14 protein-coding genes are annotated in these 13,723 nt (G+C 60.6%); 10 read left to right on the top strand and 4 right to left on the bottom strand.

The annotated features are described in order from the left end of the window. The first annotated feature begins 41 nt into the window (after positions 1 to 41). From OH720_RS25780 to OH720_RS25790, 3 genes are read left to right on the top strand one after another with little or no spacing between them, the layout of a single operon-like run. Positions 42 to 1,163: a glycosyltransferase family 4 protein gene (locus tag OH720_RS25780; protein WP_272603378.1), complete on the top strand. Its 1,122-nt coding sequence runs from the start codon at positions 42 to 44 to the stop codon at positions 1,161 to 1,163. Continuing rightward, positions 1,156 to 1,932 (top strand): polysaccharide deacetylase family protein, encoded by a 777-nt coding sequence (locus OH720_RS25785; RefSeq protein ID WP_272603379.1) that lies wholly within the window; start codon positions 1,156 to 1,158, stop codon positions 1,930 to 1,932. Before OH720_RS25780 ends, OH720_RS25785 begins: the two co-directional genes overlap by 8 nt. After that, the gene (locus OH720_RS25790; protein ID WP_272603380.1) at positions 1,929 to 2,924 is read left to right on the top strand and encodes a lysylphosphatidylglycerol synthase transmembrane domain-containing protein; all 996 of its coding nucleotides are present in this window, start codon (positions 1,929 to 1,931) and stop codon (positions 2,922 to 2,924) included. Before OH720_RS25785 ends, OH720_RS25790 begins: the two co-directional genes overlap by 4 nt. Here OH720_RS25790 and OH720_RS25795 read toward each other — a convergent pair. Together OH720_RS25795 and purU are read right to left on the bottom strand one after the other, a co-directional pair. Beyond that, positions 2,902 to 3,081, bottom strand: a complete 180-nt coding sequence (locus OH720_RS25795) for a hypothetical protein (protein WP_272603381.1) — start codon at positions 3,079 to 3,081, stop codon at positions 2,902 to 2,904. The genes OH720_RS25790 and OH720_RS25795 overlap by 23 nt on opposite strands. 86 nt (positions 3,082 to 3,167) lie before the next feature. Next, on the bottom strand, positions 3,168 to 4,016 hold the full coding sequence (purU, locus tag OH720_RS25800) for a formyltetrahydrofolate deformylase (RefSeq protein ID WP_008058682.1): 849 nt from the start codon (positions 4,014 to 4,016) through the stop codon (positions 3,168 to 3,170). A gap of 338 nt (positions 4,017 to 4,354) precedes the next feature. Here purU and mvaT point away from each other — a divergent pair, with 338 nt between their 5' ends. Further along, positions 4,355 to 4,732 (top strand): histone-like nucleoid-structuring protein MvaT, encoded by a 378-nt coding sequence (gene mvaT, locus OH720_RS25805; RefSeq protein ID WP_008058684.1) that lies wholly within the window; start codon positions 4,355 to 4,357, stop codon positions 4,730 to 4,732. Between the two features lie 98 nt (positions 4,733 to 4,830). Here mvaT and sbcB read toward each other — a convergent pair whose 3' ends face one another. Further along, on the bottom strand, positions 4,831 to 6,261 hold the full coding sequence (sbcB, locus tag OH720_RS25810) for an exodeoxyribonuclease I (RefSeq protein WP_272603382.1): 1,431 nt from the start codon (positions 6,259 to 6,261) through the stop codon (positions 4,831 to 4,833). A 184-nt stretch (positions 6,262 to 6,445) separates the two neighbouring features. On the opposite strand from sbcB, the gene OH720_RS25815 reads away from it, so the two are divergent. Genes OH720_RS25815 through OH720_RS25840 form a run of 6 tightly spaced genes read left to right on the top strand, consistent with a single transcriptional unit; the run spans position 6,446 to position 13,165 of the window. Then, positions 6,446 to 7,171, top strand: coding sequence for an RDD family protein (locus OH720_RS25815; RefSeq protein ID WP_272603383.1), 726 nt, complete (start codon positions 6,446 to 6,448; stop codon positions 7,169 to 7,171). Continuing rightward, complete coding sequence (locus OH720_RS25820; protein ID WP_272603384.1) at positions 7,168 to 8,145, top strand: stage II sporulation protein M; 978 nt, start codon at positions 7,168 to 7,170, stop codon at positions 8,143 to 8,145. The genes OH720_RS25815 and OH720_RS25820 overlap by 4 nt, the downstream gene beginning before the upstream one ends. Beyond that, positions 8,132 to 9,679 (top strand): DUF4129 domain-containing protein, encoded by a 1,548-nt coding sequence (locus OH720_RS25825; protein WP_272603385.1) that lies wholly within the window; start codon positions 8,132 to 8,134, stop codon positions 9,677 to 9,679. The genes OH720_RS25820 and OH720_RS25825 overlap by 14 nt, the downstream gene beginning before the upstream one ends. After that, positions 9,676 to 10,839, top strand: coding sequence for a DUF4350 domain-containing protein (locus tag OH720_RS25830; RefSeq protein ID WP_272603386.1), 1,164 nt, complete (start codon positions 9,676 to 9,678; stop codon positions 10,837 to 10,839). Before OH720_RS25825 ends, OH720_RS25830 begins: the two co-directional genes overlap by 4 nt. Then, positions 10,836 to 11,837 carry an AAA family ATPase gene (locus OH720_RS25835; protein WP_272603387.1) on the top strand — a complete coding sequence of 334 codons (1,002 nt, stop codon included), beginning with the start codon at positions 10,836 to 10,838 and terminating at the stop codon, positions 11,835 to 11,837. Before OH720_RS25830 ends, OH720_RS25835 begins: the two co-directional genes overlap by 4 nt. Next, the gene (locus OH720_RS25840; protein WP_272603388.1) at positions 11,834 to 13,165 is read left to right on the top strand and encodes a DUF58 domain-containing protein; all 1,332 of its coding nucleotides are present in this window, start codon (positions 11,834 to 11,836) and stop codon (positions 13,163 to 13,165) included. Before OH720_RS25835 ends, OH720_RS25840 begins: the two co-directional genes overlap by 4 nt. Positions 13,166 to 13,195: 30 nt before the next feature. Here OH720_RS25840 and OH720_RS25845 read toward each other — a convergent pair whose 3' ends face one another. Further along, complete coding sequence (locus OH720_RS25845) at positions 13,196 to 13,555, bottom strand: PilZ domain-containing protein (RefSeq protein ID WP_272603389.1); 360 nt, start codon at positions 13,553 to 13,555, stop codon at positions 13,196 to 13,198. Positions 13,556 to 13,723 lie beyond the last annotated feature (168 nt).

Below are 13,723 nucleotides of genomic sequence, written 5' to 3' on the forward strand. Positions count from 1 at the left end.
TCTTCATATAGGTCAATCAAGGAGAACAACGGACCGGAGGGATGTTCATCGTGCATATCGCTGACATAACCATGTTCTACGCCCCTGCCAGCGGTGGCGTGCGCACTTATCTGGATGCCAAGCATCATCGCCTGTGCACCAGGCCCGGTATCCGCCACAGTCTGCTGATACCTGGGGCCGTTCTCAGCGAACAGGATGGCATCTACACGGTTCCGGCTCCCGCCCTGCCCTTCGGCAAAGGTTATCGCTTCCCTCTGCGCCTGGCACCCTGGCGCAATGTCCTGCAGGATCTGCAACCGGAGCTGATCGAAGTCGGCGACCCCTACCTCACCGCCTGGGCGGCCCTGGACGCCCGTCGCCAACTGGATGTGCCGGTCATCGGCTTTTATCACTCCGACCTGCCACTGCTGGCTAGCAATCGAATGGGCAACTGGGTCACGCCAAACGTCGAGGCCTATGTCAGCAAGCTCTACGGCAACTTCGACCGGGTACTGGCGCCGAGCCGGGTCATGGCCGACAAACTCATTGGCCTTGGGGTGAAGAACGTTTTCGTGCAGCCCCTGGGGGTTGATCTCCAGATGTTTCATCCCGATGCACGGGATACCCGCCTTCGGGCCGAATTGGGCCTCGACGAAAACACGCATCTATTGATCTTCGCCGGGCGCGGTTCCAAGGAGAAGAACCTGCCGGTGCTGCTCGAATGCATGAAGCGCCTGGGCCGACGTTATCACTTGCTGCTGGTCGGTTCGTCGATGCCGACCACTGTACCGGGTAATGTCACGGTCATCGACGGGTTCTGCCCTGCCCCCCAAGTCGCCCGCCTGATGGCCAGTGCCGACGCCTTGCTGCATGCCGGCGACCAGGAAACCTTTGGCCTGGTGACTCTTGAAGCCATGGCTTGCGGCATCCCGGTGGTGGCGGTGGCCGCTGGCGCCTTTGAGGAAATCATCACCGACCAATGTGGCCTGTTGTGTACACCCAACGATTCGTTGGCCATGGCCAACGCCGTGCGCGAACTGTTCAGCCGGGGCAGCGCAGCCCTCGGCCAGCAAGCCCGACGTCATGTCGAGCGCTATTACGCCTGGGACGCGGTGGTCAACAGTCTGCTCGGCCATTATCACGCCGTCCTCGGCAGCCAATGGCCGCGAGCCGCCAATGCTTGAACCCACGGATACGCCCGGCCTGCTGCTGGTACTTCACGATGTCGCGCCACTCACCTGGGCCGATTACCAGCCCTTTGTCGAGGCCGTCGATGCGCTTGGCAGCGTGCCGATCACCTGGCTGGTGGTGCCGGACTTCCACAAACACTACAACCTGCGAGCCCACCCGCAATTTCGTCATCAGCTCAGTGCACGGCTCGAGCGTGGCGATGAACTGGTGCTGCACGGTTATTTTCATTGCGATGACGCGCCGAAGGCGAGCACTCCCCGCGACTGGTTCATGCGCAGGATCTACACCCATGAAGGCGAGTTCTACAGTTTGTCTCGCGAGGCCGCCCTCACCCGCCTGCACGCCGGCATTGAGATGTTCCAGCACTACGATTGGCCGTTGCAGGGTTTCGTCGCGCCGGCCTGGTTGATGAGCGAAGGCACACGCCAGGCCTTGCGCCAATTGCCGCTGAATTACACCAGCGACGCCCGCCATCTTTTTCGCTTGCCCGAGTTCACGGCGATCGATGCTCCCGGCCTGGTCTGGAGTGCGCGCAGTGCCTGGCGGCGCGGTTTATCGAAGCTGGTCAGCCAGCAACTCGAACAGCGCTGGCGAACGGCGCCGGTGATTCGATTGGGCCTGCACCCGGTGGACATGCGTCATGAGTTCTCGCGTACATACTGGCTGCAAACCCTCAAGCGCCTGCTCGATGAGGGCCGCGCGCCCATGACCAAGTCCCGTTGGCTGGCCTTGCACAGCGAGCGCATGGGGCGTGCGGCATGAGTCGCTCGATCCTGCTATGCGTCGGCCTGCTCGCCGCGGTGCTGATTCCCTGGCTCCTGGGTGGCAGCGAAACCTGGTCGCGGCTCAAGGACTTTCCACTGAGCAGCTTGCTGGTCATGTTCGGCATGATCTTGCTGTGCTGGGTGGTCAACACCCTGCGATTACGCCTGCTGCTGGGAGATCAGCGCAACAAGGTCAGCCCGGTCAAGAGCCTGGGCGTGGTGATGGCCGCCGAATTTGCCTATTGCGCCACGCCGGGTGGCAGCGGCGGGCCACTGACCATCATGGCCTTGCTGGCGCGCAACGGCGTACGACCGGCCCGGGGCAGTGCCGTGTTTGCCATGGACCAACTGAGCGATCTGCTGTTTTTCCTCTGCGCATTGACCGGAATTCTGATTTACGCGCTGTTCCAGCATCTCAGCCAGCACATGGCGTGGTTGCTGATCGTCAGCGCCCTCTCGATGTTCGGTGGGCTGGTCAGTTGCGTGGTGATGGCGCGTTATCACCGCCTGGTGATTCGCCTGGGAGGCCGACTGCTGGCACGCCTCAACGTCGAATCATCGACCCGCATGCGCTGGGCACGCAAACTCCTGCACTTTCTGGCGGCCTTCACCGACACCCTGAAGTTACCCCCGCAGACACTGATCACAGTGTTTGGCTTGACGTGCGTGCATTGGATCTTGCGTTACAGCGTGTTGTACCTGGCGCTGCGTGGGCTCGGCGCCGACTTGCAGTGGGCCTGGAGCTTTCTGATCCAGATGGTTTCATTGAGTGCGGGGCAGTTCAGCCTTTTGCCAGGCGGCGCCGGGGCGGCTGAATTGACTTCAGCGGCACTGCTGGCCCCCATGGTGGGTAAATCCACGGCGGCGGCCGCCATACTGATCTGGCGGGCGGTGACCTATTACTTCTATTTGCTGGTGGGAGGGCCGGTGTTTTTGCTGATGCTGGGCCGGCCATTGCTCAAGAAGCTCATGAAGAACGTGTATCCGTAGGCGCTGTTTCGTGCTGCAACTCTTCCCACAACTCGGCAGCCCCCGGAAACTCCGTGCCATCTTCAGGGCTCAGCTCATCAGGATCGTAACGGCTCAAGCAACCCTCACCCAGGGTGGCGGGCGCCTTGGAAGTGGCTTTGTCCAGTGGATCGGCCATGTTCAAATCCTCGGTACAGAAACGGCGAAGGGCCTGCAGCGATTGAACGCCCAGGCCCTTCGAATTTCAACCCTGTCGTACAGCGATCAGAACACCACGGTTTTGTTGCCGTGTACCAGGACCCGGTCTTCCAGGTGGTAGCGCAGACCACGGGCCAGTACCATTTTTTCGACATCACGACCGAAGCGCACCATGTCTTCGATGCTGTCGCTGTGGCTGACGCGCACCACGTCCTGCTCGATGATCGGGCCGGCGTCCAGCTCTTCGGTCACATAGTGGCAAGTAGCGCCGATCAGCTTTACCCCGCGCAGGGAAGCCTGGTGGTACGGCTTGGCGCCGACGAACGACGGCAGGAAGCTGTGGTGGATGTTGATGACCTTGTGCGCATATTCACGACACAACTCAGGCGGCAGGATTTGCATGTAGCGGGCCAATACCACCACTTCGGCATCATGCTGCTTGACCAGGCGCGAGACCTCGGCAAATGCCGGTTCCTTGTCCTGGGGATTGACCGGTACGTGGTAGTAGGGAATGCCGTGCCATTCGACCATGCTGCGCAGGTCGTCGTGGTTGGAAATCACGCAGGCGATTTCACAATCGAGCTCATCGCTGTGCCAGCGATGCAGCAAGTCGGCGAGGCAGTGAGACTCGCGGCTGGCCATCAGCACCACGCGCTTTTTCTGCTCGGTATCGGTGATGCGCCAGTCCATCGAGAACTCTTCGGCAATCGGCGCAAAGGCTTCGCGCAAGGCGTCGATCCCGAAAGGCAGCGAGTCGGCACGAATTTCGTGACGCATGAAGAACCAGCCACTCAGATTGTCCGAGTGGTGGCTCGCTTCAGTGATCCAGCCGTTATGTGACGCCAGAAAGTTACTGACTTTGGCAACGATGCCGACGCGGTCCGGGCAAGAAATCACCAGCCGAAAAGTGCGCATGAGGGGGAAACTCCAGAACTTCGCAAAGGCGGCCATTCTAGCGATTGCGCAGCAAAACTGCAGTATTGATGAAGCGCTGCCTTCCCCGATGGCCCGCGCCAAAGGTCCGCGCAGCACCAGAGAGACGCCCGGCACGCTGTACTTGGGCATCGACCAGCATTGGTTTGTAAATATCTGTAGCTCCGGGCTGCACATTATTTAACTACGTTTCCAATGCATGCTGAATTCACTGGAATTTAATTAAATAAACTCAGGTTTAATGTTTACTTGATGAAACAGCCTGACTATTATTGCCGCACTGTCACCTGCCATCCAGCGCCCTACATAAGGTAGTAATCATGTCCTTGATCAACGAATATCGCGCCACCGAAGAAGCTATCAAAGAGCTGCAAGCCCGTTTGAAGAATCTGTCCCAAGACGACAAACTGCAGACCGAGCTGGAATTCGAAGGCAAACTGCGCACCCTGATGGGCGAATACTCCAAATCCCTGCGCGACATCATCGCGCTGCTGGATCCAGAAGCCAAAACCAAAGCACCACGTGGCGGCGCAGTAAAAACTACTGGCACCAAGCGTGCTCGCAAAGTTAAACAATACAAAAACCCGCACAACGGCGAAGTCATCGAAACCAAAGGTGGCAACCACAAAACTCTGAAAGAGTGGAAAGCCAAGTGGGGCGGTGACGTGGTTGAAGGCTGGGCTACCCTGCTGGGCTAAGCTTGCGCGCCTGTCGCGGATCGATTGCGACACAAAAAACGCCAGCACACGCTGGCGTTTTTTTATGCCCGGAGTTTAGTCCCGGGACATTTTCGATTTCAAAGATTCAAACGTTTGCGTAAATCCTGAACATATTCCTGCCAATCATTGAGTACCGCCTGCTGCGACGATGTCGCTGTAAGGGCCAACTGGGCTGCGGCCTCTGCGAAACTATCCAGGGTATTGGGCGCGCCCCACTCAGGCACTGACAGACGTTTCTGACAGAATATTCGCCAGCGTTCTTGCTCGTCGAGACTCAAGGTATCGGGAAAGTTACGTGCTCGATATCGAAACAATAGCTCTGGCAAACGTTCGTCATCGAAAGGCCATTGCTCTTGCGCCAATTGCAGCGGGTCGACTGTTCTGACTTGCTCGCATAGACGCCGGTCACGGTCGCCGATAAATCCATCGTATAACTGTTGTTCAGGATCCTCACTTGAGGAGAAATCTTCCCGGGCATAAATCGCCAGAACTTTAGCTTGCCAATCTTGCTGCGCGTCACTTAGCCGCAGTGCACGTTGCTGATAGAGCGCAACATCCATTCCCAGGCGCAGCTGATCTTCAGGACGAAGAACCGATAACGGCGCCACTACGGGGCATTTATTGATGTGGATAAGCTTGAGCGGTACTGGCAACTCACCTTCTGCCAAGTCTTCGCGGCGGGTATACAAGCGCTGGCGCAAGGATTCGGCATCGAGATCGAACAAACCCTGCGGGTCGAGGTGCAGGTCGCAAACAATCAGTGCGTTCTTGTTGCGTGGGTGCCAGGCCAGGGGCAACACCACGCCGACATAGTTGCGCGCCGCAGAAAAGCGCCCCGAAACATGCACCATGGGTTGCAGCAAGCGCACCTGGTCCAGAACCTTTTGCTTACTGCGAAGCTGAAACAACCAGTCATACAACTTCGGCTGTTTTTCCCGGATCAGGCGCGCCAGGGCGATCGTGGCGCGAACGTCCGACAGCGCTTCGTGGGCGTTGCCATGATCGAGGCCGTTGGCGGCGGTCAGGCGTTCGAGCTTGAGCGTCACCCGCCCCTCATCGTCTGTCGGCCAGACAAGGCCATCGGGGCGCAAGGCATAGGCCGCACGCACGACATCGATCAGGTCCCACCGACTGTTACCGCCCTGCCACTCCCGCGCATAAGGGTCGAAAAAATTGCGGTACAGACTGTAGCGGGTCATCTCATCGTCGAAGCGCAGCGTGTTGTACCCGGCACCGCAGGTACCCGGAGCCGCCAGTTGGGCATGGACGCGGGTCATGAAGTCGGCTTCGCTCAACCCGTCCTCGGCCAGTCTGGCGGGCGTAATGCCAGTAATTGCGCAGGCCGCGGGATGCGGCAGGATGTCGTCACTGGGCCGGCAAAAGAGGTTGACCGGCTCGTCGATTTCATTGAGCTCGAAGTCTGTACGCAACCCCGCCATTTGCAGCGGGCGGTCGCAACGGGGATTGATACCCGTCGTTTCGTAGTCGTACCAGAAGATGGAGGTCACGGGCTATTCCTGAACTGAAGATTGGCGAAGTCTAGGCGTTCCCGTCCCGCTCCGGCCAGCGATCGTGCCATTGAATCATCCTTGGCCACGCAATGTGCAATACATACTTATGTCGTTTTTCCCGGCGAGGCTGCTAGCATCCCGTGAAGAGACAAACCGATCAGGCCACGCCATCAGGTTGCCCATGCTCGACGCCACAGCACTGCCACGGAAAGCAACGCTGCCCCCACCACTGGACACGCGATATCAGGTCGAAACGCCCGAGGGCATAGACTTGCCACTGCGCCCGGCCGGATTGATCGTGCGCGCATTGGCGTTTTCCATCGACCTGGTGTTGCGCGGGTTGATCCTGGGCCTTCTGTTCATTGCCCTGGCGATGCTCGGAAAACTCGGTGCGGGACTGGGTTCGATCCTGCTCTTCGGTGTGAGCTGGTGGTACATGGTGCTGTTCGAAGTCTTCAACCAGGGGCGTTCACCAGGCAAGCAATGGATGGGCCTGCGGGTCATTCAGGACGATGGCACGCCCGTTGGCTGGTCCTCGTCACTGTTGCGTAACCTGCTGCGATTTGTGGACATGTTGCCGTTCGGCTACTTTCTCGGCGCGATCAGTTGCCTGCAACACCCTAACTTCAAGCGCCTCGGTGACCTGGCCGCCGGCACGCTGGTGGTCTACCGCGAGCAGCCGCTCACCCGTCCACAGCTTCCACCCTCGCAACCCCGTCGCCCAGCCTTTGCCCTGACACTGACCGAGCAACGCGCCATCCTCGGGTTTGCCGAACGCCAGGCCGGACTGTCCGATGCTCGGGTCAATGAGCTCGCCTCCATCCTCGCGCGCCCCTTGCAGGTTCCGCCGCCCCGCGCCATGGCCGAACTCAACGGCATCGCCCACGGCTTGTTGGGCCCGCCATGAAACAGAGCCTTTTCGAACATCGGCACATGGCCGAATGGGAGCAGTTTTCCCTCATGCTGGACAGGCTGGAGCACGACAGCAAAGCCAAAGGGACCGGCAATTTCCCAGCCGATTATCGGCGCATCTGCCAACACCTGGCGCTGGCCCGCGAGCGCGGTTACAGCAGTTTCCTGATCGACTCGTTGCAGCAACAGGTGTTGCGCGGGCATCAGCAGCTTTATCGACATCGCAGTCAGCTCGCGGGCCATGCGCTGGGTTTCATCCTGGCCGGTTTCCCCCGGCTGGTACGCGAACAATGGCGCTTCGTGCTCGCCGCCAGCCTGATGTTTTTCGGTAGCCTTTTCGTGATTGCAGGCCTGGTGTATCTGTTCCCGGACCTGGTCTACAACCTGATTCCGGCCGATCAGGTCAGCGACATGCAAAGCATGTACGACCCCGACGCCGGTCACCTGGGGCGCTCGATGGAGCGCGCTGCCAGTGAAGACTGGGCGATGTTTGGCTACTACATCATGCACAACATCGGGATCGCCTTTCAGACTTACGCCAGTGGATTGCTGTTTGGCCTGGGCAGCGCGTTTTTCCTGGTTTTCAACGGTTTGATGATCGGCGCGGTGGCCGGGCACCTGACGCATATTGGCTACGGGCAAAGCTTCTGGTCATTCGTGGTCGGCCACGGTGCCTTTGAATTGACCGCCATAGCCCTGGCAGGTGCCGCGGGCCTGCAACTGGGCTGGGCGTTGATAGCACCGGGACGCCTGCCCCGTGCCGAAGCCTTGCGTCTGGCGGCTCGCAAGAGCGTGCTGCTCATTTGCGGCGTCATGTTGTTCCTGCTGATTGCGGCATTCATCGAAGCCTACTGGTCGTCGATGACGACCCCGGCGCCCCTGACCAAATACCTGGTCGGTGCGGCGCTCTGGGTGCTGGTGGCGACTTACCTGCTGTTGGCCGGACGGACACATCATGCGCCTGAGTGACACCACCGTGGTCATTCGCCCAAGGCCGACCTGGGAAGCCATGGACCTCGGCGTGCTGTTGAGCCAGCGCCACCGGCGCCTGCTGATGAGCAGTTGGGCGATTGTCACCCTGCCGGTTTTCGCCCTGCTCACCTGGTTGCTGTGGGATTCGCCGACCCTGGCCGTGTTCATCTTCTGGTGGCTGAAACCGGTCTTCGAGCGCTTGCCGTTGTACATCCTTTCCAAAGCCATTTTTGGCGAAACACCCACCCTCAAGCAGGCGCTTTGCCAGTGGCCCCGGTTGCTCAAGCCGCAACTGCTGGCCAGCCTGACCTGGCGACGCCTGAGCCTGAGTCGCAGCTTCGTGCTGCCCGTGTTGCAGCTCGAAGGCCTGAGCGGTGATGTGCGCCAACAGCGATTACAGGTGTTGTTGCAGCGTGACGCCAGCGCGGCACGCTGGCTGACCGTGATCGGTGCGCATCTGGAAGGCGCGTTATGGATCGGTTTGATGGTGCTGTTTTATCTGCTGCTGCCGCAACAGGTCGCCCTCGACTGGAGCTGGCAGTCGCTGATCAGCGCCGCGACACAGGATTGGCATTGGCTGGAACATCTGTCCAACGGCTTCTACGTCCTGGTACTGGTGGTTTGGGAACCGGTCTACGTGGCCGCTGGCTTCAGCCTGTATCTAAACCGACGCACCGCACTCGAAGCCTGGGATATCGAGCTGGTGTTTCGCCGCCTGTCCCAGCGTTTGAGCGGAGCAACCCTTGCCCTGTTGCTGGCAGTGACCTTGCTGCTGCAAGTTACACCAACCGTCTGGGCGGCCGGGTCTGCCCCTGCGCCGCCCGACAGCCCGCGCTTGCTGGAGCAACCACTGACCAGCCAGGCGTCCCGGGACAGCATCAAGGCCCTCCTCGATCAACCACCGTTCAAAAACAGGGAAACCGTCACCCGCTATCGATTCGGCGAAAACCAGGCGGTCGACGAGCGCGCGGACGAAGACGAGACACCTCAATGGCTGAAGGCACTGCTCCAGATGTTTCACAGCCAGCACTTTGGCGCGTTGGCCACGCTGATCGAAACCACGCTGTGGGCAGCCATGATTACCGCCATTGGGGTCCTGATCTGGTACTACCGTGAGTGGTTGCAAGCGTTCGTCAGCCGTCGCCCGCGCCCCGCTGAAAAAGCCCCGCACCCGCCTACCCCGCAGGCCTTTGGCCTGGACCTCAGCCCCGAAACTCTGCCCCCCGACATCGCTGCCAGTGCCGAAAGCCTCTGGCAAAGCAACCCGCGTGCAGCGCTTGGCTTGCTCTATCGCGCCCTGCTCAGCCGTCTGTTGCACGACTTCGACATACCGCTCAAAGCCGCCGACACCGAAGGCCAGGTACTGGAACGCATCAAGCAACTGCAGCAACCGGCACTGTTGGCCTTCAGCGAGGACCTGACCGCGCACTGGCAAAACATGGCCTACGGGCACCGCCTGCCGCCCGCACAAGTGCAGCGCGAACTGTGCGAGGCCTGGCGCAGCGTATTTGGCCCGGGAATCGTCCGATGAACCGGCACACCTGGCCGATCGTCAGCGCCGTGGGCGCTGTTCTGCTGGCTGCACTGATGACTTATCTGTACTTGAAGGCAACGCCCTATACGACCGAAATCGATCACGGCCCTTCGCCTGAAGCCCTGGCCAATCCCTACCTGGCCGCCGAGCTTTTTCTGCGCAAGCAGGGCCTGAGTGTCAGCCATGCCAACAGCCTCGACGTCCTGCCAACCCTGGCACCAGACCATCACAGCCTGTTGTTGTTCGGCGACCGCTACAACATGACGCCCAGGCAGATCGATCAGGTGCTGAACTGGACCCGAGCCGGCGGGCGCCTGCTGTTCGTCGCGCAATCGCTGTGGGATGAAAAGACCGGGCAAAGCAATGACCTGTTGCTGGATCGGGTGCAACTGCAGCAATCGCTGAGCAAAGACCTCAAGGACCCGCCGCCCGATCCGCCCGGCGATCCCTACCCGCAACTGACCAAACTCTATCTGGAACATGAAGAAGCACCGGCCTACGCCGGCTTCGATACCGCGTTCCATCTCGAAGACCCGAAAAACCTCGCCCAGACCCGGGCCAACAGTGGCAAAGCCACCCATATGATGAAACTGGACCACGGGCTTGGCTCGATCATCGTGGTGACCGACGCCGACCTGTGGAAAACCCCGGCCATCGATCAATACGACAATGCCTGGCTGCTCTGGTACCTGACCGCCAATACCGATGTGACCCTGCTGTTCAACACCGAGCACGACAGCTTGCTGACACTGCTGCTGCGTTATTTCCCTCAGGCGTTGGTCGCCTTGGTCGCCCTGATCGGCCTGACTTGCTGGCACTTCGGCATGCGCCAAGGCCCACTGCTGGAGCCGCAGGTTAAAGCCCGCCGCCAACTGCAGGAACACCTGCGCGCCAGCGCCGATTTCATGTTGCGGCACAATGGCCAGGACCGCCTGCTGCAGGCCTTGCAGCAAGACATACTGCGCCGCGTGAGACATCGTCATCCTGGCTATGAACAACTCGACGTCGCCGAACAATGGCGGGTACTCGCCCGCCTGAGCGGCCAGCCCGCAGACGCGATCAGCCAAGCCATGGGCCCGCAGGCAAAGCAGCGGCTTTCCAGCGCTGAATTCAGCCGCCAGGTCGCCCGCCTGCAAACCTTGAGGAATGCGTTATGAGTCAACCGATCGAGCCCGACGCAATCGACCATGCCACCCGGCAACGCCAGCGCGCCTGCCAGTTGGCCCAGGCGGTGCGCCAGGAACTGCAAAAAGCCGTGATCGGCCAGGACACGATCATCGACGACGTGCTCACCGCCCTGCTTGCCGGCGGCCATGTATTGCTCGAAGGCGTGCCGGGTCTGGGCAAGACGTTGCTGGTCAGGGCGCTGGCCCGCTGTTTCGGCGGCGAGTTCGCGCGCATCCAGTTCACGCCGGACCTGATGCCCAGCGATGTCACCGGGCATGCGGTGTACGACTTGCAGACCGAGCAATTCAAACTGCGCAAGGGACCGTTGTTCACCAACCTGCTGCTCGCCGACGAGATCAACCGTGCCCCGGCAAAAACCCAGGCCGCGCTGCTCGAAGCCATGCAGGAACGCCAAGTCACCCTAGAAGGCCGCGCCCTGCCCATCGCGCAGCCGTTCATGGTGCTCGCCACGCAAAACCCCATCGAACAGGAAGGCACTTACCCGTTACCCGAAGCCGAACTCGATCGCTTCATGCTCAAGGTGCGCATGGACTACCCCGACGCCGAGCAGGAGTTGGACATGGTGCGCCAGGTCAGCCGCTCGACCCGGGCCGACATGCTCGATGTGCAACCGCTGCGCATGGTGCTACAAGCCAAGGAGGTACTAGTGTTGCAGCGCATCGCCAGTGATTTGCCGCTGGACGACCAGGTCCTCGACTACGCCGTACGCCTGGCTCGCACCACCCGCAGCTGGCCCGGCCTGACCCTCGGTGCCGGGCCTCGTGCGTCCATTGCGCTGGTGCGCTGCGCCAGGGCGCGGGCCTTGTTGCGCGGCGGTGAGTTTGTTATCCCGGACGACATAAAAGGCTGCGCCCTGGCCGTGCTGCGCCATCGCGTGCGCATCGCACCGGAGCTGGATATCGAAGGGCTGGACGTCGACCAGGTGCTGCGGCAACTGCTCGACCAAGTTCCGGCACCACGATTGTGAAACCCTCGCGCCTGCTGCTGGTCTGGCTCGCGATCCTGCTGGCTATCGGCCTCATTCTGGGCACATTGCGCGCATTGAACATCGCCGTTCCATCAACGCTGTTCTCGATCAACTGGGGCTTGCTACTGGCACTCCTGGCCCTGGCGATGCTCGACGCCATCCGCCTCAAACGCCTGCCTTCGCCCCGGGTACAACGACAAATGCCCGGCAGCCTGGCCCTCGGCCGCTGGACTGCGGTGCGACTGCAAGTCGAGCACGACTTTCCCCTGCCACTGAACATCCAGATCTACGACCACGTACCCGACGGGTTGAGCTTCGAGAACTTGCCCCTGTCGGTCGAACTTCAACCCGGTCAACTCAGTTACGTCGACTATCGCCTGCGCCCGCTCAAGCGCGGCCACTTCAGCTTCGAGAACTGCGAAATCAGCCTGCCCAGCCCATTGGGTCTATGGCTCGGCAAACGCCTGCTGAGCGTGTTCGACAATACCCGCGTCTACCCCGACTTCGCCCGACTCTACGGCGGCCAATTGCTGGCGGTGGATAACTGGCTCAGCCAACTCGGCGTGCGCCAGCGCCAACGACGCGGCCTGGGCCTGGAGTTTCATCAGCTACGGGAATTTCGCGAAGGCGACAGCCTGCGCCAGATCGACTGGAAAGCCACCGCCCGCCAACGCACGCCCATTGCCCGGGAGTACCAGGACGAGCGTGACCAACAGATCATCTTCATGCTCGATTGCGGTCGACGCATGCGCAGCCAGGACGGCGATCTGGCGCACTTCGATCACGCGCTCAATGCCTGCCTGTTGCTGAGCTACGTCGCGCTGCGCCAGGGGGATGCCGTAGGCCTCTGCACCTTTGCCAGCGATCACCCGCGCTACCTCGCCCCGGTGAAAGGCGCTGGCCAGCTGAACGTGTTGCTCAACGCGGTTTACGACCTGAACAGCACTCAACGCAGCGCCGATTATCAAGCGGCTACCACCCAACTACTGTCTCGGCAGAAACGGCGGGCGCTGTTGCTGCTGGTGACCAACCTGCGCGACGAAGACGATGAAGAACTGCTGACTGCCGTCAAGCGCTTGAGCCAGCAGCATCAGGTGTTGGTCGCAAGCTTGCGTGAAAACGTCCTGGATACCACGCGAGTATTGCCGGTGCACACCTTGTCAGAGGCGCTGGTTTACTGCGGGAACGTCGAATATCTGAATTCGCGCGCAGCACTCCATGAACGCTTGAGCGCCCACGGAGTACCGGTAGTGGATACGCAACCTGAGGCGTTGGGGCCCGCGTTGGTCACGCGATACTTAAGCTGGAAAAAAGCAGGGACGATTTAGCGACCCCCTCCAAGCGCGATTTCTGCTGCATCAAGCCGAAGCCGGCAATGGCTGAAAGCTGAAATACTGCCTCAACGCCTCCACCAGCTGCCCATACTCCGGCGGTGCCCGTTGCAGGCTGAACCCGGCGTCATAGTAGTGGGGGGTTGCGTCTTCATGGCACCACAGGCAACACGCCCGCAGGTCGATGACCTGCATGCACCCGCCGCTCGCGGGGATTTTCAGGCGCAAATCGAAATCCGCACCGATCATCATTGGCAGCTGGCTGATGAGCATCAGCCCGTCTTCGGAGACGTTGCCCAGGTAGCCAATCGGTTTGTCGGTAATGCGGTTGAACACTTTCAGAAAATACGGCAGTTGATGCCGCTCGATCCGGCGGTGAGTGAACATGCTGAATTCGCTATGCCAGGCCCTTAAGCAGGGCCGCACTAATGCTTCGGAACGGGCCTGCCTCTTGTTGAATCAGGCATGGGCGCGCTCTCCCCGATCCTGGTGCGGCAGTCCATGAACCGCTGCCGCTTACTCCTGCCGATCACAGGTGTTACCTCGGTTTGGAGG

The sequence above is a fragment of the Pseudomonas sp. WJP1 genome (assembly GCF_028471945.1).
Lineage (GTDB): Bacteria > Pseudomonadota > Gammaproteobacteria > Pseudomonadales > Pseudomonadaceae > Aquipseudomonas.

Coding starts and splice junctions, on each gene's coding strand:
- OH720_RS25780 (WP_272603378.1), top strand. CDS start 42: ATGTTCATCGTGCATATCGCTGACATAACCATGTTCTACGCCCCTGCC.
- OH720_RS25785 (WP_272603379.1), top strand. CDS start 1,156: ATGCTTGAACCCACGGATACGCCCGGCCTGCTGCTGGTACTTCACGAT.
- OH720_RS25790 (WP_272603380.1), top strand. CDS start 1,929: ATGAGTCGCTCGATCCTGCTATGCGTCGGCCTGCTCGCCGCGGTGCTG.
- OH720_RS25795 (WP_272603381.1), bottom strand. CDS start 3,081: ATGGCCGATCCACTGGACAAAGCCACTTCCAAGGCGCCCGCCACCCTG.
- purU (WP_008058682.1), bottom strand. CDS start 4,016: ATGCGCACTTTTCGGCTGGTGATTTCTTGCCCGGACCGCGTCGGCATC.
- mvaT (WP_008058684.1), top strand. CDS start 4,355: ATGTCCTTGATCAACGAATATCGCGCCACCGAAGAAGCTATCAAAGAG.
- OH720_RS25815 (WP_272603383.1), top strand. CDS start 6,446: ATGCTCGACGCCACAGCACTGCCACGGAAAGCAACGCTGCCCCCACCA.
- OH720_RS25820 (WP_272603384.1), top strand. CDS start 7,168: ATGAAACAGAGCCTTTTCGAACATCGGCACATGGCCGAATGGGAGCAG.
- OH720_RS25825 (WP_272603385.1), top strand. CDS start 8,132: ATGCGCCTGAGTGACACCACCGTGGTCATTCGCCCAAGGCCGACCTGG.
- OH720_RS25830 (WP_272603386.1), top strand. CDS start 9,676: ATGAACCGGCACACCTGGCCGATCGTCAGCGCCGTGGGCGCTGTTCTG.
- OH720_RS25835 (WP_272603387.1), top strand. CDS start 10,836: ATGAGTCAACCGATCGAGCCCGACGCAATCGACCATGCCACCCGGCAA.
- OH720_RS25845 (WP_272603389.1), bottom strand. CDS start 13,555: ATGTTCACTCACCGCCGGATCGAGCGGCATCAACTGCCGTATTTTCTG.